The sequence below is a fragment of the Bacillus sp. JS genome, from assembly GCF_000259365.1.
GTDB classification, from domain to species: Bacteria; Bacillota; Bacilli; order Bacillales; family Bacillaceae; genus Bacillus; species Bacillus stercoris.
The window spans coordinates 2,147,142-2,168,190 of the sequence record NC_017743.1 but is presented as its reverse complement, the minus strand read 5'-3'; the positions used below and the strand labels follow the sequence as shown (position 1 = coordinate 2,168,190).

At 42.5% G+C, this 21,049-nt stretch carries 19 protein-coding genes and 1 pseudogene; 15 read left to right on the top strand and 5 right to left on the bottom strand.

The window, feature by feature from the left end; genetic code table 11:
- Positions 1-98: 98 nt before the first annotated feature.
- On the bottom strand, positions 99-488 hold the full coding sequence (locus MY9_RS10690; protein ID WP_014664290.1) for a tautomerase family protein: 390 nt from the start codon (positions 486-488) through the stop codon (positions 99-101).
- A 450-nt stretch (positions 489-938) separates the two neighbouring features.
- Here MY9_RS10690 and MY9_RS21155 point away from each other — a divergent pair.
- Together MY9_RS21155 and MY9_RS10685 are read left to right on the top strand one after the other, a co-directional pair.
- A pseudogene (locus MY9_RS21155) lies at positions 939-1,118 on the top strand (GntT/GntP/DsdX family permease); the annotation flags it as partial.
- Positions 1,119-1,204: 86 nt separating this feature from the next.
- Entirely contained in the window at positions 1,205-1,441 is a 237-nt protein-coding gene (locus tag MY9_RS10685; RefSeq protein WP_014664287.1) for a hypothetical protein, read from the top strand.
- A gap of 31 nt (positions 1,442-1,472) precedes the next feature.
- On the opposite strand, the gene gerT is transcribed toward MY9_RS10685, so the two are convergent.
- On the bottom strand, positions 1,473-1,946 hold the full coding sequence (gene gerT, locus MY9_RS10680) for a spore germination protein GerT (protein ID WP_014664286.1): 474 nt from the start codon (positions 1,944-1,946) through the stop codon (positions 1,473-1,475).
- A gap of 98 nt (positions 1,947-2,044) precedes the next feature.
- Between gerT and rarD the strand changes: the two genes are divergently transcribed.
- The 4 genes from rarD (at position 2,045) to bshB2 (ending at position 4,326) form a co-directional block, all read left to right on the top strand.
- Entirely contained in the window at positions 2,045-2,941 is an 897-nt protein-coding gene (gene rarD / locus MY9_RS10675) for an EamA family transporter RarD (protein WP_014664285.1), read from the top strand.
- A gap of 75 nt (positions 2,942-3,016) precedes the next feature.
- On the top strand, positions 3,017-3,295 hold the full coding sequence (locus tag MY9_RS10670) for a hypothetical protein (protein WP_014664284.1): 279 nt from the start codon (positions 3,017-3,019) through the stop codon (positions 3,293-3,295).
- Positions 3,292-3,642, top strand: coding sequence for a YojF family protein (locus MY9_RS10665; protein WP_003231213.1), 351 nt, complete (start codon positions 3,292-3,294; stop codon positions 3,640-3,642). The genes MY9_RS10670 and MY9_RS10665 overlap by 4 nt, the downstream gene beginning before the upstream one ends.
- Before the next feature lie 18 nt (positions 3,643-3,660).
- The gene (gene bshB2 / locus MY9_RS10660) at positions 3,661-4,326 is read left to right on the top strand and encodes a bacillithiol biosynthesis deacetylase BshB2 (protein ID WP_014664283.1); all 666 of its coding nucleotides are present in this window, start codon (positions 3,661-3,663) and stop codon (positions 4,324-4,326) included.
- Between the two features lie 25 nt (positions 4,327-4,351).
- Here the strand turns inward: bshB2 and rsbRC are convergent, their stop codons facing one another.
- Both rsbRC and MY9_RS10650 read right to left on the bottom strand, forming a co-directional pair.
- Complete coding sequence (gene rsbRC, locus MY9_RS10655) at positions 4,352-5,200, bottom strand: RsbT co-antagonist RsbRC (RefSeq protein WP_014664282.1); 849 nt, start codon at positions 5,198-5,200, stop codon at positions 4,352-4,354.
- 14 nt (positions 5,201-5,214) lie between these two features.
- Positions 5,215-6,573 carry an MATE family efflux transporter gene (locus MY9_RS10650; RefSeq protein ID WP_014664281.1) on the bottom strand — a complete coding sequence of 453 codons (1,359 nt, stop codon included), beginning with the start codon at positions 6,571-6,573 and terminating at the stop codon, positions 5,215-5,217.
- 265 nt (positions 6,574-6,838) lie between these two features.
- On the opposite strand from MY9_RS10650, the gene cdaS reads away from it, so the two are divergent.
- The 8 genes from cdaS (at position 6,839) to odhB (ending at position 18,451) form a co-directional block, all read left to right on the top strand.
- On the top strand, positions 6,839-7,462 hold the full coding sequence (gene cdaS / locus MY9_RS10645) for a cyclic di-AMP synthase CdaS (RefSeq protein ID WP_081483677.1): 624 nt from the start codon (positions 6,839-6,841) through the stop codon (positions 7,460-7,462).
- A 234-nt stretch (positions 7,463-7,696) separates the two neighbouring features.
- Positions 7,697-8,914, top strand: coding sequence for a macrolide family glycosyltransferase (locus MY9_RS10640; RefSeq protein WP_014664279.1), 1,218 nt, complete (start codon positions 7,697-7,699; stop codon positions 8,912-8,914).
- Between the two features lie 377 nt (positions 8,915-9,291).
- On the top strand, positions 9,292-10,530 hold the full coding sequence (gene cwlS, locus MY9_RS10635) for a D-gamma-glutamyl-meso-diaminopimelic acid endopeptidase CwlS (RefSeq protein WP_014664277.1): 1,239 nt from the start codon (positions 9,292-9,294) through the stop codon (positions 10,528-10,530).
- Positions 10,531-10,623: 93 nt separating this feature from the next.
- The gene (locus tag MY9_RS10630) at positions 10,624-11,214 is read left to right on the top strand and encodes a superoxide dismutase family protein (RefSeq protein ID WP_014664276.1); all 591 of its coding nucleotides are present in this window, start codon (positions 10,624-10,626) and stop codon (positions 11,212-11,214) included.
- A 63-nt stretch (positions 11,215-11,277) separates the two neighbouring features.
- The gene (locus MY9_RS10625; protein ID WP_080478239.1) at positions 11,278-12,192 is read left to right on the top strand and encodes an AAA family ATPase; all 915 of its coding nucleotides are present in this window, start codon (positions 11,278-11,280) and stop codon (positions 12,190-12,192) included.
- 10 nt (positions 12,193-12,202) lie between these two features.
- A complete protein-coding gene (locus MY9_RS10620; RefSeq protein WP_014664274.1) occupies positions 12,203-14,119 on the top strand; it encodes a vWA domain-containing protein in 1,917 nt (638 codons plus the stop codon).
- Between the two features lie 228 nt (positions 14,120-14,347).
- Entirely contained in the window at positions 14,348-17,182 is a 2,835-nt protein-coding gene (gene sucA, locus MY9_RS10615; RefSeq protein WP_014664273.1) for a 2-oxoglutarate dehydrogenase E1 component, read from the top strand.
- A 15-nt stretch (positions 17,183-17,197) separates the two neighbouring features.
- On the top strand, positions 17,198-18,451 hold the full coding sequence (gene odhB / locus MY9_RS10610; protein WP_014664272.1) for a 2-oxoglutarate dehydrogenase complex dihydrolipoyllysine-residue succinyltransferase: 1,254 nt from the start codon (positions 17,198-17,200) through the stop codon (positions 18,449-18,451).
- 47 nt (positions 18,452-18,498) lie between these two features.
- Here odhB and MY9_RS10605 read toward each other — a convergent pair whose 3' ends face one another.
- Positions 18,499-19,464, bottom strand: a complete 966-nt coding sequence (locus MY9_RS10605; RefSeq protein WP_014664271.1) for a bile acid:sodium symporter family transporter — start codon at positions 19,462-19,464, stop codon at positions 18,499-18,501.
- A 219-nt stretch (positions 19,465-19,683) separates the two neighbouring features.
- Between MY9_RS10605 and MY9_RS10600 the strand changes: the two genes are divergently transcribed.
- On the top strand, positions 19,684-21,021 hold the full coding sequence (locus MY9_RS10600) for a sodium-dependent transporter (RefSeq protein ID WP_041521362.1): 1,338 nt from the start codon (positions 19,684-19,686) through the stop codon (positions 21,019-21,021).
- Positions 21,022-21,049: the final 28 nt, after the last annotated feature.

The window sequence follows — 21,049 nt, the reverse complement described above, 5'->3', positions numbered from 1 at the left end:
AGATCCAGGCACCTCGTTTTGCAGGATGATTTCATTCTGGTTCCGTAAGAAGAGAGAGCTCTTTTGAGCTCTCTCTTTTTTTATGAAGAAGCGAAATCTTATAGTTTTCCATTCAAAAATTGAGCTTCACCGAGACCGAAACTCCAGTCTGCGTCACCATTCTCAGTAATAGATACCATGAGGTCTTCAGGGGAGATTCCGCATTTTTCTTCTAGCTTTTCAGCAAGCAGAGCATACAATTTTTCCTTTTGGCTCTTTGTTCTTGCTTTGCTTGTCATACTTATAATGACTAGATCTTTGCTTCTTTGCAATCCTAATCCTGTATCCTGGATCATAAGCTCGTTTGCAGGATGCTGGTGGACTATTTGATAACGGTCTCTTTCCGGAACACCAAATGCTTCAACCATTGCTTGGTGAGCAGTATCTAATAACAATTGCAGCGATTTTTCGTCACGTCCTTCAATTATATCAAAGCGCAATAATGGCATGTGAACGCCTCCTCTTGTGAAGTTGTTATCCGTCTGTTTTCATATTGGTTCAGTTGCTTTCAGACAATGGATAGAATTATTGATTGGCAATCAACTTTAAAAAACATAACACATAACCAATAGTTAATCAACATATAACTAATAAAACGTTGTGACAGACGATAGGTAATCGAAAAAACTCATAAAACAATTGAAAGTTATTGATTAGGAGATGAGTATAAAAACATTAGTTAATCAAAATATAACAATCATATAACCAAGACGTTTTTTAGATATTAATGAAAACGATTTCTGTTTATCAAGGCATGAAAAGCGCTGAAACATCGCGAGATTCATATCAAACACTTTTGGAGGGTACCATGCCGATTCTAATTGTAGCTGCCGGTGATTTACAAATTCAGGAATAAAAGTATACAGACGGCGGTTGTGATTGCCTCTTTTATCATTGGCATTGCCCTAACCGGAGCGGGCAGTGTCATTGCGTGTCATGTAAATGATGCAGGATTTTGGATGGTAAAGGAATTTTTCGGTTTGAGCCTGAAAGAAACATTTCAAACCTGAACGCTGTTTACAACAGTTCTTTCCGTTACAGGGCTCGGCTGTGTGTTATTGGCAGGGCTTGTTGTGTAACAATCTATAGATTCAGTCTATAGCCCAATCGTTTTTCTTCTTTATTGAATACCTTACGTATAGGCAGACATAAAGGAGGAAAAATCTTGTACCCTCATTATTCGTATTATCGCGGGAATCTCGGTCCAGCCGGATACCCGGCGCGTAGTCCTTTTTTGTTTGGCGCTCCTTTAGTCGGCGGTTTATTAGGCGGTTTTCTTGGGAGTGCCCTGTTTAACTATTCTCGTCCCTATGCTTATCCGCCTGGCCCTTATGGATACGGAGGCGGACCGTACGGTTTTGGTGCCGGCGTGCCATATGGGGGATATCCCGGCTTCTATTAATAAAAACGGCCTGCATTTTGCAGGCCGTTTTTTATCGGATGATTTCTACCTCAGACATATTGTAGTCTTGCTGCTTCTGAAACATGACTTCCAGAAGGCCATCCTTATAGACGGCTTTTGTTCCTTTGCGTTTGACTAAACAAGGAAGGTTTACTTTTTTCGGATGATCTGATCTTGGGAAGTTTTCCAACCATAATTCGTGAGATGTGTGTTTAATTCTCACATGTTCCAGCTGTTCTTCGCCGATTGGTACCTTTACAAACACATGGTCTGCTGTTTCGAATATATCAATATCAGGTTTGACATCAGGTTTTGCATCAGGTTTTACGGGTTGTTCTTTTTGGGGGAGAGGATCGCGGAAAGGAAATTGAGCCGCATAATTACTGCCGAACACACTTTCCATCACACGATTGACATACGTTTCAACTTCTTTCGGATCAGCTTTTTTTAATGCTTCTTTAGAAAATTGATTGTGGAAAGGAAAGTACTTGTTCCACTCAAACATTGTCTTCACATCCTTTCTTCACGGACAAAATAGTATATGCCCGCCAGATCTTTCACGTGATATAATATAAGATGCTCTAAAGAAAGGCAGGGATATCAATGCAACATTCAGAAACAAAAAAAGGCGTTCTTTACACAGCCGTATCCTTTATCATGTGGGGGCTGTTTCCGCTTTATTGGAAGCTTCTCGAACAGCTGCCGGCTCTTGATATTTTGGCTCATCGCATTATATGGTCTTTTGTTTTTATGTGTATCGTACTTTTGTTCTTGCGCCAATGGAAAATAGGATGGCAGGAGCTGCGCTCTTTGAAAAAGAACGGAGGGATTCTTTCTTTATTTCTCGCTTCTATCCTGATTTCGATTAACTGGTTTGTTTACATATGGGCTGTCAATCATGGCTTTTTGCTTGAGGCTAGTCTTGGTTATTACATTAATCCGCTTGTATCAGTACTCCTTGGGATTTTATTTTTAAAGGAAAAACTGAATCGCCTGCAATTAGTGGCCGTTTCGATTGCGGCGGCCGGCGTCATCATCTCTGCGTTCCAATACGGGTCCATTCCTTATGTCGCGCTTCTGCTCGCATTCAGCTTTGGACTGTATGGGTTAAGCAAAAAAAGAACAAGCCTGCCAAGCGCCATCGGTTTAACGCTGGAAACATTCATGATTATGCCGATTGCATTGGGATATTTACTGTTCAGCGGACATGCTCAGCCAGCGGGTGCAGAAAGCGGAGGGACGTGGCTGCTTCTCTTTTTGGCCGGTGTGTTTACGGCATTGCCGCTTTTATTGTTTGCGGAAGGAGCGAAACGGCTGCCGCTGTACCAAGTCGGTATCTTACAATATATTGCGCCAACCATTACTCTGCTGATAGGGCTGTTTGTTTACCATGAGCCATTTTCAAGCTCGAAGGCTTTTACATTCAGCTGTATATGGGCTGCGCTGCTCTTGTTTACGTTTTCACAAGTGAAGTGGAAACGGGCGTCAAAAAGCCATTGAGGCCTTTGGCTTTTCAGCTGATGCATATATTATGTATAATCATTTCATGTATGTAAGACATAAAGGAGCAAGACGATGGACAATGATAAAGAGATAGTGAAAGCCTACGCTTCACTTTGGAATAACCGATCTCTCGCACATGATGACGCAGAAGCGGTAGCAGAGGCGATTGATCTTGAGCTTTTGGATAAACGTACACATCCAAGACTCCGAAAACCGATGCTGGAAAAATATTTTGCCGCAATTCAGCGCATCGTGAATTCACAGCTCGAACCGTCTGTGAAATATCAGCTGGTCAAATTACATACAAAACGTGCAGAGTATTTAAAAGAAGAAAGAGGGGAGCAATCATGAAAGCAATCATAAAAGAAGATGTGCAAGCATCTTTAGAACGATATGCGGACCGCCCTGTATATATCCATTTAGAAACCACCACAGGTTCTTATTCAGCGCATTTAAATGAAAAGAACATGACGGTTGTTGCATATATCCGCAATGCAAAAGTCACTTATCATCAGGCAAAAATCAAAGGCAATGGACCTTACCGCGTTGGCTTGAAAACAGAAGAAGGCTGGATTTATGCTGAAGGCTTGACTGAATACACGGTAGATGAAGAAAACCGTTTATTAATGGCGGGACACCTGCCGGGCGGTAAACTGGCTATTTCTCTGCAAATCAGTGAAAAACCGTTCACAGTTTAAAGAAAAGGGTGAATAATAATGAAAGAACATGTACTAGTAATCCTGCCTCACCCTGATGATGAATCATATGGAGTGGCAGGCCTCATTGCCTTAAACAGAAAAAAAGACATTCCCGTTACGTATGCTTGTGCCACTTTAGGTGAAATGGGCAGAAATATGGGCGATCCATTTTTCGCGAATCGGGAAACGTTGCCGCTGCTAAGAAAACAAGAGCTCATCAACGCTTGCAAAGAAATGGATATCAATGACCTTCGTATGCTTGGACTCCGTGACAAAACGCTCGAATTTGAAGATGATGAGTATTTAGCTGATATTATGGAAGAGATCATAGATGATGTAAAACCAAGTTTAATTGTCACATTTTATCCCGGACACGGTGTGCACCCTGACCATGATGCATGCGGGGAAGCGGTTATCCGAGCATTGTACCGCAAAAAGAAAGAAGACCGTCCGCGTACAATCTGCATGGCTATTACCCGCAACAGAGAAGAGGTACTCGGCGAAGCTGATGTGGTAATTGATATCAAAGAAGTAGCTGATATTAAAATGAATGCGTTAAGAGCTCACCGCACACAAACAGAAGGTATGCTCAGAGAGCTTGAAGAGAAATTAAAAAATAATGAACCTGTTATGGCAACATGGTTTGAAGAAGAAATATATTGGACGTATCAATGGAATGATTAATCAAAAAGGTATAGGGCCTTAAGCCTTATACCTTTTTTAATTTTAAGTCTGATGCAATTGCTGAAGCGAGGGTGGATCTTAAGGAAATGTCATCGAAAGACAACCCTAGCTGAACCGCTGTTTGCGCGATTTCCGGACGGATTCCCGACAAAGTTGAAGAAACACCGATTAAACGCAGTGCCTCAATTAAACTGAACAGCTGGTGGGCAACCATCGTATCAATAATTGCTACCCCTGACAAATCAATATACAGCTGTGTCACCTTTTTCTCCGCACATTGATGCAGAGTATTTTCCATAATCAGTTTGGCGCGAACCGTATCAATATCTCCGATTAAAGGCAGCAGCCCGACGCTGTGAAACAGCACAATGACCGGCGCGCTCAATTCAGTAATCATATCTTTTTGGGCCTGCAGCTGAAGGCTTGTGTTTTTGTACATTTCTTCTATAAAAATATGGATCACAAGATCAAACGCTTTGATAAGGGAATGATACAGGTCTTCAGCTTCTTCGCCTTTCACAGTATCCTGATTGAGATGGACAAATTCTTTCACATATGAAACATATAAATCTCTCACTCTGACAAACTCACGAATAATATAGTGGATAGGAGTCTTTAAATGCTCAGGATCCTGTGTCACTTCAAAGGCCCATTCTTTCAGGATAGGCAGGTATACTTCCTCATCATCTATGAAAATACGATTGATCTTATAATTGAAGGCGAGGTTCTGGCTTTTTAAATTGTGAACGACAGCAGGGTCTGTTGATGCATAAATGGAATTTGGATCAGTCTCCTCAATTGTTTCATACCATGTTGAACTGATGGTCTCCGCATGCTGAGAAAGATACTCGTATAATTTGTTGTTTTTTGCCATGATTGACACCTCTTTTACATGTATTGTTTTTGCGAATAACGTTTTTGCAGTTTTGCCAGCCTGAAAAACAGCCCAACTGCTCCGGCGGCGAGTCCTGCGATTAATCCAATCCAATAGCCGAATGCACCCAGGCTTGTAAACGTACCGACCATATAACCGACCGGAAGGCCAATGATCCAGTAAGAGACAAAAGCAGCCGCAAGCGTATAGTTCACATCTTTGTACCCCCTGAGCGCTCCTTGGATCGGTGCGGCCACAGCATCGGAAAGCTGAAAAAACAGCGCATAAATTAAAAAGTGCTGTGTCAGCCTGAGCACATCGGGGTCAGAAGTGTACATGCCCGCAATTTGTTCTCTGAATAACAGGATACAGGCGGCTGTGAACAAAGAAAAGCCGATCGCCATCATGATGCCGATTAAGCTATATGAGCGTGCATCTCTAAAACGGGCTGCACCCGCTTCAAACCCGACTACAATTGTTAAAGCCATGGACACGCTGAGCGGCAGCATATATAGAAGAGACGCAAAATTCATGGCTGCCTGGTGGGACGCGATGGTCACTGTATGAAAATGGCTCATCAGAAGCGTAACAGCTGCGAAAATGCTCGTTTCAAAAAATACAGCGAACCCAATAGGCAGCCCTATTTTGAGTAGATTTTTGCATGCTTCCCAAGAGAACTTATACATCGTAAGGAAAATCCCGTATTCAGAAAACGGTGCGTTTTTATGGATAATGAAAAAACTGAAAACGCAGATACACCAATAAGTAAGCGCGGATGCCAGCCCTGCGCCGACGCCGCCAAGTGCCGGCATGCCGAATTTCCCGAAGATAAATACATAATTCAATACAAAGTTGATTGGAAGAGAACTGAGTGTAATCATCATTGTGACTCTCGTTTTTCCTAATGAGTCGATGAATGATCTCAACACGGTGTAAACAAATAAAGGGAAAATTCCCAGTGATAAAAAGCCTAAAAAGTGTTTAGCAATCTGATGCACGTGAATATCAAGGTTCAATCGGCCAAGAATAAGGTCAACTGCAGCATATCCAATCACTAAAACGGCGATGCTAAGAAGCGCGGCCACGTATACAGCTTGTAAAACAGTAAAGGGAATCTTCTGTTTTTTCTCGGCGCCTAATAACTGAGCGACAATCGGGGTGACCGCCATTAATATACCTGCCAGTCCTGTGTAAACAGGGGTCCAAAGGCTTGAGCCAATCGCGACACCCGCTAAATCAGCGGGGCTGACTTTCCCTGACATCACCGTATCTAGAAAAGTCATTAGAGAAAGCCCCGCCTGGGTAATGAATATCGGGATTAAAATGTGCAAGAGCTGTTTGATTTTTTCCCGGGCGTTTTGAGTTTCTTTCATACATTGATCTCCATTTCTTTTTCATAACGAGAGAAATTATAACATTTTATGTATAAAAAGCAATGAACGCCTGGCCTATTCTTTTTTTGTCGGTTTCGTTTTTCTAAACATTTGGGCATAAATAAAAGAAAGCGAAATCACGCCTAAAAAGGTGCAAATATACTGAATGATTCTTTCGATTTCCATTCTTTACATCCCTCCTTTCCCTATAGAATGTGCATCAATAAGATAAGCATTCGTGAAAAGTTGGAAATTTGAACAGGAGATGAAGGCTATGCGTTATGAACAGATATCAGAAAATGCATTCAAAGGGAAAATACAGGTGTACTTAGAGCAAATATTAGGGGATGCATCGTTAATTTTGAAAACGCTTCACGAAAAAGACCAGTGCCTTCTTTGTGAATTAGATGAATTAGGGCACATTTTTCAGGATATGCAGGGGATTGCATCATCTTTTTATTTGCAATCATACATTGAGGAGTTTACGCCGGCATTCATTGAGCTGGCCAAGGCAATTAAAGCCTTATCGGAGCATAAGCACGGCGCCTTAATTGTGATTGAAAGAGCGGACCCAGTTGAATATTTTATTCAAAAAGGCACCGCTCTTCATGCTGAGATCAGCTCATCATTAATTGAAAGCATCTTTTTCCCCGGAAACCCTCTTCATGACGGTGCTTTATTGGTGAGAGAAAACAAGCTTGTGTCAGCAGCCAATGTGCTCCCGCTGACGACGAAGGAAGTGGATATCCATTTGGGAACCCGGCACCGGGCGGCTCTCGGTATGTCGGGCTATACGGATGCGCTTGTGCTTGTGGTTTCAGAGGAGACAGGGAAGATGTCGTTTGCCAAAGACGGTGTATTATATCCGTTAATTTCACCAAGAACGTAAAAATAATGAAAATGGCCTGATTTAGAATCCTGCCATGAGACAAAATGACTGAATTCGCATCTTTATTAAGCATTCGCTTCAAGCTGAATGCTTTTTGTCTTGAAGACAGAAAATATAAAGTGGTAGAAAAGTTATATGTTATTAATATTAATTAAGTGAAATACTTTACCTGTTTATGTATTTATAGTACCGTATGAAATATTACATAAATTTTCAAAGGAAGGGTGCTGCCGCATGGCTAATGTATTAATGATCGGTTTTCCCGGTGAAGGGCATATTAATCCCTCTATCGGTGTGATGAAGGAGCTGAAATCCCGGGGGGAAAACATTACGTACTACGCAGTGAAGGAATATAAAGATAAAATCACAGCACTTGATATTGAGTTTCGTGAGTTTCATGATTTCAGGGGGGATTACTTCGGCAAAAACGCAACCGGTGATGAAGAAAGAGACTTTACTGAAATGATCTGCGCTTTTTTGAAAAGCTGTAAAGATATTGCGACTCATATTTATGAGGAAGTCAAACATGAATCGTATGATTATGTCATCTATGATCACCATCTTCTTGCGGGTAAAGTCATTGCCAACTTGCTGAAGCTGCCGAGATTTTCATTGTGTACAACCTTTGCGATGAATGAGGAATTTGCTAAAGAAATGATGGGAGCGTACATGAAAGGGTCACTTGAAGATTCGCCTCATTATGAATCATATCAGCAGCTTGTAGAAGCTTTAAATGCTGATTTTCAAGCAGAGATCAAAAAGCCATTTGATGTTTTTTTAGCTGATGGTGACTTGACGATTGTCTTTACATCAAGGGGATTTCAGCCAATGGCTGAGCAGTTCGGTGAGCGGTATGTTTTTGTCGGCCCTTCCATTACTGAAAGATCCGGAAACAATGATTTCCCATTTGATCAAATTGACAATGAAAACGTGCTGTTTATTTCAATGGGAACCATTTTTAACAATCAAAAGCAGTTTTTTAATCAATGCCTTGAAGTGTGTAAAGACTTTGATGGTAAAGTTGTGCTTTCCATCGGCAAACATATTAAAGCAAATGAGTTAAACGAAATTCCTGAAAATTTCATTGTACGCCCGTATGTTCCTCAGCTTGAGATCCTGAAAAGAGCCAGCTTATTTGTGACCCACGGCGGGATGAACAGCACAAGTGAAGGTTTGTATTTTGAAACACCACTTGTTGTCATACCGATGGGAGGTGACCAATTCGTGGTCGCAGATCAGGTGGAAAAAGTCGGCGCAGGAAAAGTAATTAAAAAGGAAGAATTATCTGAAAGTCTGCTGAAAGAGACGCTTCAAGAAGTGATGAACAATCGCACGTATGCTGAAAAAGCAAAAGAAATTGGACAATCACTGAAAGCGGCAGGCGGCTCTAAAAAAGCGGCCGACAGCATTCTTGAAGCTGTAAAACAAAAAACTCAATCAGCAAATGCATAGTGTAAAAGCCTGTTCTTATCGAAAGAACAGGCTTTTTGCCTTTTCATAAGAATGAAGAGGGAGGGATTTGGCAGATCGATAGAGAATGATAAGAAAAACAGACAAGAAAGGAGGAAAATCTGCTTCATTCATCAATAGAAAACCATCATTTTTACCCTCACTTAAATAGTTCCTTAGACTTTCGAAAAACATATCGTGTTTATGTAAAATGTTAGATGTTTATTTGAAAGTTTAAAGGTCGAATGATGCTGAAAATGCTGCCAAATGTTTGAAAAGGGTTTAACTTGCTGAAAAATTGACGATAAAACAGTTGTATGCCATTTTTGGAAACAAAATACTAGCTGTTTTTGCCAAAAACAGTTTAGGAGGTTGAATGAATGAAAAAGAAAATTGTAGCCGGCTTGGCTGTTTCTGCAGTTGTTGGGTCGTCGATGGCCGCAGCACCCGCGGAAGCAAAAACGATAAAAGTAAAAAGCGGTGACTCTCTTTGGAAACTTTCCCGCCAGTATGATACGACAATATCAGCTCTGAAATCCGAAAACAAATTGAAATCAACGGTGCTTTACGTCGGACAAAGCCTTAAAGTTCCTGAAAGCGGTAGCAAAAAAAGCACGACATCCTCGTCTAACTCAAGCAAAACGTCAACATACACAGTTGCCTATGGTGATTCCCTATGGATGATTGCTAAAAATCATAAAATGAGTGTATCTGAGCTTAAAAGCTTAAACGGCCTGAGCAGTGACCTGATTCGTCCGGGGCAAAAGCTTAAGATCAAAGGGACAAGCAGTTCAAGCGGATCAAATGGATCAAAGAAAAACAGCGGTTCCAATTCTTCAGGTTCTTCAAAAAGTACATATACAGTTAAGCTCGGTGACTCACTGTGGAAAATCGCAAACAGCTTAAATATGACTGTAGCTGAATTGAAAACATTAAATGGCTTAACATCAGATACGCTTTATCCTAAACAGGTGCTCAAAATAAAAGGAAGCAGCTCACCTAATAGCGGAAACAGCGGTTCCAAGAAGCCGCCAAACGCCAATTCCCCAAAAACAACGACGTACAAGGTAAAAGCAGGCGATTCACTGTGGAAAATTGCAAATCAGCTTGGAGTCACTGTCCAAAGCATCCGTGATAAAAACAATTTATCATCGGATGTGCTGCAAATCGGGCAGGTTCTGACTATTTCGGGAACATCAAAATCTAATCCGACAAAGCCAACAAAGCCAAAAGATAACTCAGGGTCAAACATTCAAATAGGCTCGAAGATTGACAGAATGATAACGGAAGCGAAAAAATATGTCGGAGTGCCGTACCGATGGGGCGGAAACACACCTGCCGGTTTTGATTGCAGCGGCTTCATTTATTACCTCATTAATAATGTATCATCTATATCAAGATTGAGTACGGCAGGATATTGGAATGTCATGCAGAAAGTCAGCCAGCCGTCAGTAGGAGACTTTGTCTTCTTTACCACATATAAATCCGGCCCGTCTCACATGGGGATTTATCTAGGCGGCGGTGATTTTATTCATGCAAGCTCATCGGGCGTCGACATTTCCAATCTCAGCAATTCGTATTGGAAACAACGATACTTGGGCGCAAGAAGTTATTTTTAAAAATGAGCATGGCAAAAAGCCTTTTACAGGCTTTTTTGTTTATAACAGAAAATGATTGACCACACTGTTAGAAAAAAACAAGGGGGAGACAGTATGTACCGTCTCTTGCTGTTGATAATGCTGACGGCACTGGGAGTTGCGGGATGCGGACAAAAAAAACCTCCAGACCCGCCTAATCGGGTGCCGGAAAAAAAGGTGGTTGAAACGTCAGCGTTTGGTCACCATGTCCAGCTGGTCAATCGTGATGGGAAAGCAGTCGGTTTCATAGAGATCAAAGAATCAGATGATGAAGGCCTCGATATTCACATTTCTGCAAACAGCCTGCGTCCAGGCGCTTCCCTCGGTTTTCATATTTATGAGAAAGGTTCTTGTGTCAGGCCGGATTTTGAATCAGCGGGCGGTCCCTTTAATCCGCTGAACAAAGAACATGGCTTCAACAATCCGATGGGGCATCATGCCGGAGATCTGCCGAACCTTGAAGTCGGTGCTGATGGAAAGGTAGATGTCATTATGAATGCGCCTGACACCTCATTGAAAAAAGGAAGTAAACTAAATATTCTCGACGGAGACGGGAGTGCGTTTATTATTCATGAGCAAGCCGACGACTATTTGACAAACCCAAGCGGCAATTCTGGTGCGCGTATTGTCTGCGGAGCCCTTTTGGGAAATAACGAGAAGCAGTAATATCATCCAAGCCCTTTTGTATTGAGCATACAGGGGCTTTTTTAGTATACTCGTTAATGGAATATGAATAGGAAAGGGAATCTGTCTATGACAACTCAACTACAGCACTTAACATTGCCGGAAGATATACAACAAAAGCTATTATCATATAAAGATCAGCCAATTTCCCCAGAGTTTCAATCGCTCATCGGAACATCAGGCTATGAGGCGGAGGATGAAGCCATTTTATTCGATGCCATTATTGCATTAGCCATGGGAAAAAATGTCCTGCTGAAAGGGCCTACAGGCTCAGGGAAAACAAAGCTGGCTGAAACATTGTCCAGCTATTTTCATAAACCGATGCACAGCGTCAACTGTTCAGTCGACTTGGACGCCGAGGCATTGGTCGGCTATAAAACGATTGAAAATCAATCTGGCCAGGCGACAATCGAGTTTGTTTCAGGGCCTGTTACAAAGGCAATGAAGGAAGGACATTTTCTTTATATAGATGAAATCAATATGGCGAAGCCGGAAACACTGCCTATTTTAAACGGTGTTTTAGATTACAGAAAAATGATGACAAATCCGTTTACAGGCGAGGTCATACGGGCTAAAGGCGGTTTCGGAGTCATTGCAGCCATCAATGAAGGCTATGTCGGAACTGTTCCTCTAAATGAAGCTTTGAAAAACCGTTTTGTCATCATTGATGTGCCTTATATTAAAGGCGAGCTGCTGAAACAAGTGCTTATGTCTCAGTCAGCCTTGAAAGACGAGAAATTGATTGACAGATTTATTACGCTTTCCTCTGATTTGATTGTTCAGGCCAATAACGGACAGGTGTCTGAAGAAGCGGCATCCATCAGAGCTTTAATCGATACATGTGATTTAGCCGCTTATATTCCGCCGCGCCGTGCCATTGAGCGGGGAATTGTAGAAAAGCTTGATGATGACCGGGAAAAAGCCGCCGTCCGAAATATTGCAGAAACTCTGTTTGAATGAGGGGGCTGCGATGAAATTTATCAAATTTAACGACAGCACGATTGATTCGTTTTTATTTATGATGCTGGCTGATTTGGCCAAAACACTCACCAAGAGTGAAGCGGTAGAAGTAGAGTATGGCGTTCAGTCCTATTACAATCCATTCGAAAAGAAAATCTATATGAGCCACTTTTGGAAAGACAGGGCAGCTGAGGACATGGAAGCGGGGCTGAAAAGCGACGTCTACCTGCGTTCAGTCGGAACAAGATATAGCTCGCTGCATGAGTTCGCGAACTTTTTGAGTGATATCCATCGCCGCCTTACATTCAAAAGTTTTGCCAAGCAGCTGTTTATGCTGCTTGAAGACATCAGGATCGAAGAATGCATCAAACGTGAGCGCCCGGGTACGAAACATGTATTTGCAAAACGAAAAGACATGTACAGAAAACATTTCTCAACCCAGCTCACCTTAAATTTGGAACGAAGCATTTTTACGGATGCGCTCTTTTGCGCGATCTATGTCAAGCTCACTGCGGAATCACCGCTTGAGACCCTTCCGTCCATGCGTGAAGATATCGATCTGATGCGCCCATTTATTGAGCAGCAGCTCTTGCTTGTGTATGAAGCAGATTCGACACGGCAGGTTCTGAAAATTGTGGAGGACCTCATGGACGGGCTTGAAGAGGTGCTCGATAAAGATATGCTCAACACTTACTTTTTTTTGCCGGAGCTGGATTATGCAAAAGCTGCTGATCAGCCGTTATTCGAAGAAGAGAAAAAAGCGCCGAAGCTGAGTGATGACATTACGCTTCCAAAACAATCAGACGGTGATGAGGATATTCATGAAGAAGAAATGCCGACATGGCACAGGGAAACAGAAGCACCGTCTAAAAGTTTTCTTCAATTTGATATTGAGCACGGCGCAAAATCGGATTTAGGAAAAGATGCAGCAAGGGAAGGCGACGATGGAGATCAGGCCCTTGGCTCTGTTCAAGGATCAGCCAGACAAACGAAACGGAAAGACTATTCCAAGCTGGAAGCGCTGGAATCCCAAAAAGATCAGCCGAATGGAGCGGGTATGGCTGACGGCAAAGAAAATAAATACGCATTCCCAATTTATAAAGAACCGCAGCCGGCAACAAACGAAGAAGAGCTTTCTTATAAACAGCAGGCAAAAACGATAGAATCGTATCAAAAGCGTTTGAAACAAATGATTCAAAAAACGCTGGAGCATAAAAAAACATTGCCAAGAACAGACCTTCATGCAGGGAGACTGAACAATAAGCTTCTCCGGTATTTCACTGAGCGAAATCCGCGCCTGTTTTATAAAAAGCAAGAACCATCTTCAGAAATCGACGCTGTTTTTACATTACTGGTGGACTGTTCAGCCAGCATGTTCGACAAAATGGACGAAACAAAACGAGGAATCGTGCTCTTTCACGAAGCGTTGAAATCGGTAGCGGTTCCGCATCAGATTGTCGGCTTCTGGGAGGACACAAATGATGCGACCGAAACAAGCCAGCCAAACTATTTCAATACGGTTATTCCCTTCCAATCATCATTAAGACAAGAATCTGGGCCGGCAATTATGCAGCTTGAGCCAGAGGAAGATAACCGTGACGGGTACGCGATCCGCCAGATGACAAAAAAAATGCTGCAGCGCAGCGAGGCGCAAAAGTTTTTAATTGTTTTCTCAGATGGAGAGCCGGCTGCATTTGGCTACGAACAAAACGGAATCGTCGATACAAGTGAGGCGGTTATCGAAGCTCGAAAAAGAGGAATAGAAGTGATAAATGTTTTTCTCTCCAACTCAGAAATAGAAGAATCGCAAATGAAGACAATTCAGGATATGTACGGAAAATTCAGTATATTTGTCCCGGATGTTGATCAGTTACCGGATGTTCTGTATCCGCTGCTGAAAAAACTGCTTCATAAAAGCATAGGATAGCCCTTAATCCTATGCTTTTTGGCGTTTCTTTTTTCGAATGATTAAATTTTTTGTTTTTTATAAAGGTTTTTTACTATTTTGTGAACAATCAAGGTAGAATCAAATTGCAAACAGTGGTAAAATATCGTTGGAAGCGTTTTTATTACATAATTTTGGACACAGCGTTCGAAAGTTATTTCAAGATAGTGAATCAATCACTTGATTATCTAAGTTGGGGGTAATATTCAAATGTTTCAAAATAGTATGAAACAACGAATGAATTGGGAAGATTTTTACGGTCCGAACCTCGGCTATGCGCTGGAGCTTTACGATCAATATACCCAGGATCCGGACAGCATTGACCCGGATTTGAAGGAAATGTTCGACGAGCTCGGTGCTCCGCCAAGCGAGTTAAAAGAGGCCTCGGGAACAAAAGAAAAGGGACGTGTTACAGCCGATCTGATTCAAAAGATCGCATCCGCAGTCAGACTTGCAGAAGATATCCGAACCTATGGCCATTTAAACGCTTCCGTCAATCCGCTCAGAAAGGATGGGAAAAAGAGTGAACTTTTTCCATTATCCGATTACGGGCTAACAGAAGAGGAAATAAAAGCAATACCTGCGTCAGTCATCTGTAAAGACGCTCCTAAAAACATTACGAACGGTTTAGAAGCCATTCAGTATTTACGAAATACGTATAAAAGAACCATCTCATTTGAATTTGACCATGTGCATGACTTCAAAGAGCGCGAATGGCTGACAAAGATGATTGAATCTGGCGAGCTGTTCCAGAAGAACTCAGATGAAAAGCTGTCAGCTGTGTTGGAAAGACTGACAGAAGTAGAGGGCTTCGAGCAGTTTTTGCACCGCACATTCGTCGGACAGAAGCGCTTTTCCATTGAGGGTCTGGACGCTCTTGTTCCAGTGCTTGATGACATTATTGCACAATCTGTCAAATCAGGAACGACAAGCGTTAACATCGGGATGGCGCATAGGGGACGCCTGAATGTCTTGGCACATGTGCTTGGCAAGCCGTATGAAATCATCTTCTCCGAATTCCAGCATGCACCGAACAAAGATCTTGTTCCGTCTGAGGGATCAATTGGAATCAGCTACGGCTGGACAGGGGATGTCAAATACCATTTGGGGGCGAATCGGGAGCTTCAAGACGCTGAAACAAAATCAGCGCGAATTACGTTAGCAAACAACCCGAGCCACTTGGAATTTATCAATCCGATTGTTGAAGGCAGCACAAGAGCGGCACAGGAAACGCGAACACAAAGCGGATATCCGGTGCAAGACGAAACAAAATCGCTTGCCATTTTAATTCATGGAGACGCTGCATTCCCTGGGGAAGGAATCGTCGCTGAAACATTGAATTTAAGCTCTTTAAAAGGGTATCAAGTAGGCGGTGCGATTCATATTATCGCCAATAACATGATCGGATTCACAACAGAAAGCGCTGAATCAAGATCAACAAAATATGCCAGCGACTTGGCAAAGGGCTATGAAATTCCGATTGTTCACGTGAATGCGGATGACCCAGAAGCTTGTCTTTCTGCTGTGAAGTTTGCAGTCGAATACCGAAAAACATTCAACAAGGATTTCCTGATTGACTTGATCGGGTACAGACGCTATGGACACAACGAAATGGATGAGCCGTCAACCACTCAGCCAATGCTGTATGATGCTGTCAGAAAGCATCCGACCGTCAAACAAATTTTCGCTGAAAAACTCGTAAAAGAAGGTGTGCTTACCGAGGAAGTCGTTCAAAATATCGAAAAATCGGTAACGAAGCGCATTGAGGACGCTTATCAGAAAGTACCGTCTAAAAAGGAACATATCGCCTGTGAAATTGAACTTCCAGAGCCTGTATCAAACGGTTTCCCTGATGTGGACACATCGATTGATTTTGATGTGCTTCGCAAGCTGAATGGCGAATTGATCAACTGGCCGGAGTCATTTAATGTTTTCGGCAAGCTAAAGCGCATTTTAGAAAGACGCGCCAAGGCGTTTGATGATGACAGAAAAGTGGAATGGTCTTTAGCAGAATCACTTGCGTTTGCTTCGATTTTGAAAGACGGAACACCGATTCGTTTAACAGGACAGGATTCCGAGCGCGGAACGTTTGCCCAAAGAAACCTTGTGCTTCATGACAGTGAGACGGGCGAAGAATTTGTGCCGCTTCATCACTTATCGGACTGCAGCACATCATTTGCCGTTCATAACAGCCCGCTGTCGGAAGGATCAGTTCTCGGGTTTGAATACGGCTATAACGTTCATTCACCAGAAACGCTTGTGTTATGGGAAGCGCAGTACGGAGATTTTGCCAACGCTGCTCAAGTGTATTTTGACCAATTTATTTCTGCCGGACGCGCAAAATGGGGCCAAAAATCCGGATTAGTCATGCTGCTTCCGCACGGTTACGAGGGACAGGGGCCTGAGCATTCAAGCGGAAGAATCGAGCGGTTCCTGCAGCTTGCCGCGGAGAACAACTGGACGGTTGCCAACCTGACAAGCGCGGCACAGTATTTCCATATTTTAAGAAGACAGGCTAAAATGCTGCTTCGTGAAGAAATCAGACCGCTCGTCATTATGACGCCGAAAAGCCTTCTTCGCAACCCAAATACAGTGTCGGAAGTGCAGGAGCTAAGCGAAAGCCGCTTCCAGCCTGTTTATGAACAGTCGGGACTTTCTCATGACTATGAAAAAGTAACCAGACTTGTGTTATCCAGCGGTAAAGTGTCAATAGACATCAGTGATCATTTTAATAAGCTAGAAGACGGTAAAGAGTGGCTTCACATTGCGAGAATTGAACAGCTGTATCCATTCCCGGCAAAAGGAGTCAAAGAATTATTTGCAAAACTTCCGAACCTGAAAGAAATCGTTTGGGTGCAGGAAGAGCCGCAGAACATGGGAGCTTGGAGTTATATCAGCCCGTATTTGATAGAGATTGCACCAGAGGGAGTAAGCGTTCAATATATTGGACGAAGAAGACGATCCAGCCCTGCAGAGGGAGATCCGACAGTTCATAAAAAAGAACAGGAACGTATTGTATCTGATAGCTTGACTCGCAAAAACTAAGGGGGAAATGAAAAAATGGCGGAAATTAAGGTACCTGAATTAGCAGAATCAATCTCAGAAGGAACAATAGCCCAATGGTTAAAGCAGCCTGGTGACTATGTAGAACAGGGTGAATATCTGCTTGAACTAGAAACGGATAAAGTGAATGTTGAATTGACAGCAGAAGAATCGGGTGTACTTCAAGAGGTATTGAAAGATTCGGGTGATACCGTCCAGGTCGGAGAAATTATCGGTACGATTTCAGAAGGCGCGGGTGAAAGTTCTGCCCCTGCTCCTACAGAGAAAGCAGAAAGCAAGGAAAGCGTGAAAGAAGAGAAACAGGCTGAACCAGCTGCACAAGATGTGAGTGAGGAAGCGCAATCTGAAGCAAAATCAAGAACGATCGCTTCTCCGTCAGCCCGTAAGCTGGCGAGAGAAAAAGGAATTGACCTGTCTCAAGTTCCAACTGGAGATCCGTTTGGAAGAGTGCGCAAGCAGGATGTCGAAGCGTATGAAAAACCAGCATCAAAACCTGCTCCTCAGCAAAAACAGCAGCCTCAGGCTCAAAAAGCACAGCAAAGCTTTGACAAACCTGTCGAAGTGCAAAAAATGTCACGCCGCAGACAAACGATTGCAAAACGCCTTGTAGAGGTGCAGCAAACATCGGCGATGCTGACTACATTTAATGAAGTGGACATGACGGCTGTCATGAATCTCAGAAAACGCCGCAAAGATCAATTCTTTGAGCAAAACGAAGTGAAGCTCGGCTTTATGTCTTTCTTCACGAAAGCGGTCGTCGCTGCATTGAAAAAATATCCACTGTTGAATGCGGAAATTCAGGGCGATGAGTTGATCGTTAAGAAATTCTATGATATCGGTATCGCTGTTGCGGCTGATGAAGGCCTTGTTGTTCCGGTAGTACGTGATGCGGACCGCCTGACATTTGCAGGAATCGAAAAAGAGATCGGCGAGCTGGCGAAGAAAGCAAGAAACAATAAATTAACCCTTAGCGAGCTTCAGGGAGGTTCCTTTACGATTACAAACGGAGGGACTTTCGGTTCACTGATGTCAACTCCGATCTTAAACAGCCCTCAAGTCGGTATACTGGGCATGCATAAGATTCAGCTGCGCCCAGTAGCAATTGATGAAGAACGTTTCGAAAACCGTCCGATGATGTATCTCGCTTTATCTTATGATCACCGGATTGTAGACGGTAAAGAAGCGGTTGGCTTCCTCGTGACAATCAAAAATTTACTGGAAGATCCTGAACAGCTTTTATTAGAAGGATAATAAAAAAGGTACATCACTTTATCGTGATGTACCTTTTTTGATGATATTTAAAGTGATAGATTGCTGCTTTTGGATCCTGCTTGTTTCTTTTTCACTTTTTTAGACCAATATGTTGCAAGCATAGAACCTGAAAGGTTATGCCATACACTGAATATTGCGCTTGGTACGGCAGATAGCGGTGAGAAATGGGCCGTGGCAAGTGCAGCCCCAAGTCCTGAGTTTTGCATGCCGACTTCGATTGCAATCGCTTTTTGAGAAGGGTAATCCATTTTTAAAAGCTTTGCGCCCATAAATCCAAGCAAATAACCGATACCGTTATGCAGGATAACAACTGAAAAAATCAGCAACCCTGATTTAAGCAGATTTTCCCGGTTGCCGCTGACGACAGCTGAGACAATCGCCACGATGCCAATGACAGAAACAAGCGGAAGGGCATGTACGGCTTTCGCCACTTGTTTTCTGAAAAACATTTTGACGATCACACCTGCAATGATTGGAAATAAAACCGCTTGTAAGATTGAAAGAAATAAAGATCCTGGCGAGACAGGAAGCCATTCCTTGGCAAACAGCATAATCAAAACCGGAGTTAAAACGGGTGCCAACAAGGTAGATATTGTTGTAACAGCAACAGAAAGGGCAGTATTTCCTTTTGCTAAAAATGTCATGACATTAGAAGCAGTTCCTCCTGGACAGCAGCCGACAAGAATAACACCTACTGCGATTTCAGCCGGAAGATGCAGTCCAATTGAAAGCCCGAAAGCAACGAGCGGCATGATGGTATACTGAGCAATCACCCCAATAATGACATGCCAAGGTTTTCTGAGCAGCTCTTTGAAATCATCGGCTTGCAGTGTAAGTCCCATCCCAAACATGATAATACCAAGAAAAATCGTAATATAAGAACTGATCCACGTAAAAAAAGACGGGAAGGAAAATCCCAGCACGGCAAACACAATGACCCATATGCCAAAGGTTTGTCCCGCAAAATGGCTTATTTTTCTAATGATGTTCATAAAAACACTCCTAACACATTCATCAAGAACTTCAGCAGAAATTCTCACAGATTTTTAAACATTCTCTTATTATAATTAATTTTCTGAATAATTCAATATCAATCGCCGAATAATAGTCGATAAATTTATTATGTAAACTAATCAAAATGTTCTTGACTATATAGGAAGATATTCTTACAATGAACCTTTATAATGGTTAGACAAAATAGGAGTGATAGGGTGAAGGAAGCGAATCAATGGTCTTCGAAGATCGGCTTTATTTTAGCCGCGGCAGGATCAGCTATTGGGCTTGGCGCGATATGGAAATTCCCATATGTAGCTGGAACCAGCGGAGGAGGCGCATTTTTACTTATTTTTATTTTATTTACGGTTTTAATCGGACTGCCTTTATTGTTAGGTGAATTCATCATAGGCAGAAAAACGCAGAAAGATGCCGTTCAGTCCTATAAAACACTTGCTCCAGGAACGAAGTGGCATTGGATCGGATATTTAGGCATGGTAACGTGCTTTATTCTTCTCTCCTTCTACAGTGTCGTCGGCGGGTGGATTTTAATTTATATTATAAAAGGCTTCACTGGCGGTTTGTCGCAAACATCTGGTTTTGATACGATATTTGCAAGTACCATTTCAAATCCTTATTTGGCTGTAGGAGGCCAGTTGCTCTTTATGGCAGTGACCATTTTGGTTGTTGCAAAAGGAGTTAGCAGCGGAATTGAAAAAGCTAGCCAAGTATTAATGCCGGCGCTATTTATATTATTTATTATTTTAATGGTGCGTTCTGTTACCCTTGACGGTGCGATGGAAGGGCTCAAGTTTTTCCTGATGCCTGATTTTTCAGCGATTGACGCTAATACGATTTTGTATGCGATGGGCCAGTCCTTTTTCTTATTAAGTGTCGGTGTATCTGTCATGGTTACGTACAGCTCTTATTTAGGGAAACAGGAAAATCTTGTGCAGTCCGCTGTATCAGTAACTGTATTGAACGTACTTGTTGCAGTTATGGCAGGGATTGCGATTTTTCCAGCTGTATTTTCATTTGGTCTCAAGCCAGACCAAGGACCGATTCTGTTATTTAACGTGCTGCCAACTATATTTAATCAATTGCCGTTCGGAATTATCTTTTTATTAGCATTTTTAATTCTATTTTTATTTGCTGCATTGACATCCGCTTTTTCAATGCTGGAAATTTTGGTCGCAGTGCTTTCAAAAGGTGATGTCAATAAGAGAAAACGATTCGCTTGGTTAGGTGGAATCGCTATATTTATTGTCGGTGTGCCGTCTGCACTATCATACGGTGTCTTAAGTGACGTTTCTATATTTCACTTATCCATTTTTGATGCGGCCGACTATCTTGTGAGCAATATTTTAATGCCGTTAGGCGCGTTATTGATCTCGATTTTTGTCCCGCTTAAAATACCGAAACAGGATTTGTTTGACGAACTGAAAAGCGGTTCCAGCCTCAAACGGAAGTGGTTTGCGGTTTGGCTGCTGCTTATTCGTTATCTATCTCCTGTTGCCATCATCATCGTGTTTTTGCATGTGATAGGCATTTTTTAAACACACGAAGCCCCCGGGGAAAGGGGGC

What these genes read in the sequence shown, in the direction of transcription:
- MY9_RS10670 (WP_014664284.1), top strand. Translation starts at nt 3,017, where the DNA reads ATGGACAATGATAAAGAGATAGTGAAAGCCTACGCTTCACTTTGGAAT.
- rsbRC (WP_014664282.1), bottom strand. Translation starts at nt 5,200, where the DNA reads ATGGCAAAAAACAACAAATTATACGAGTATCTTTCTCAGCATGCGGAG.
- cwlS (WP_014664277.1), top strand. Translation starts at nt 9,292, where the DNA reads ATGAAAAAGAAAATTGTAGCCGGCTTGGCTGTTTCTGCAGTTGTTGGG.
- MY9_RS10640 (WP_014664279.1), top strand. Translation starts at nt 7,697, where the DNA reads ATGGCTAATGTATTAATGATCGGTTTTCCCGGTGAAGGGCATATTAAT.
- rarD (WP_014664285.1), top strand. Translation starts at nt 2,045, where the DNA reads ATGCAACATTCAGAAACAAAAAAAGGCGTTCTTTACACAGCCGTATCC.
- bshB2 (WP_014664283.1), top strand. Translation starts at nt 3,661, where the DNA reads ATGAAAGAACATGTACTAGTAATCCTGCCTCACCCTGATGATGAATCA.
- cdaS (WP_081483677.1), top strand. Translation starts at nt 6,839, where the DNA reads ATGAAGGCTATGCGTTATGAACAGATATCAGAAAATGCATTCAAAGGG.
- MY9_RS10625 (WP_080478239.1), top strand. Translation starts at nt 11,278, where the DNA reads ATGAATAGGAAAGGGAATCTGTCTATGACAACTCAACTACAGCACTTA.
- MY9_RS10690 (WP_014664290.1), bottom strand. Translation starts at nt 488, where the DNA reads ATGCCATTATTGCGCTTTGATATAATTGAAGGACGTGACGAAAAATCG.
- MY9_RS10605 (WP_014664271.1), bottom strand. Translation starts at nt 19,464, where the DNA reads ATGAACATCATTAGAAAAATAAGCCATTTTGCGGGACAAACCTTTGGC.
- MY9_RS10665 (WP_003231213.1), top strand. Translation starts at nt 3,292, where the DNA reads ATGAAAGCAATCATAAAAGAAGATGTGCAAGCATCTTTAGAACGATAT.
- sucA (WP_014664273.1), top strand. Translation starts at nt 14,348, where the DNA reads ATGTTTCAAAATAGTATGAAACAACGAATGAATTGGGAAGATTTTTAC.
- gerT (WP_014664286.1), bottom strand. Translation starts at nt 1,946, where the DNA reads ATGTTTGAGTGGAACAAGTACTTTCCTTTCCACAATCAATTTTCTAAA.
- MY9_RS10620 (WP_014664274.1), top strand. Translation starts at nt 12,203, where the DNA reads ATGAAATTTATCAAATTTAACGACAGCACGATTGATTCGTTTTTATTT.
- odhB (WP_014664272.1), top strand. Translation starts at nt 17,198, where the DNA reads ATGGCGGAAATTAAGGTACCTGAATTAGCAGAATCAATCTCAGAAGGA.
- MY9_RS10650 (WP_014664281.1), bottom strand. Translation starts at nt 6,573, where the DNA reads ATGAAAGAAACTCAAAACGCCCGGGAAAAAATCAAACAGCTCTTGCAC.
- MY9_RS10630 (WP_014664276.1), top strand. Translation starts at nt 10,624, where the DNA reads ATGTACCGTCTCTTGCTGTTGATAATGCTGACGGCACTGGGAGTTGCG.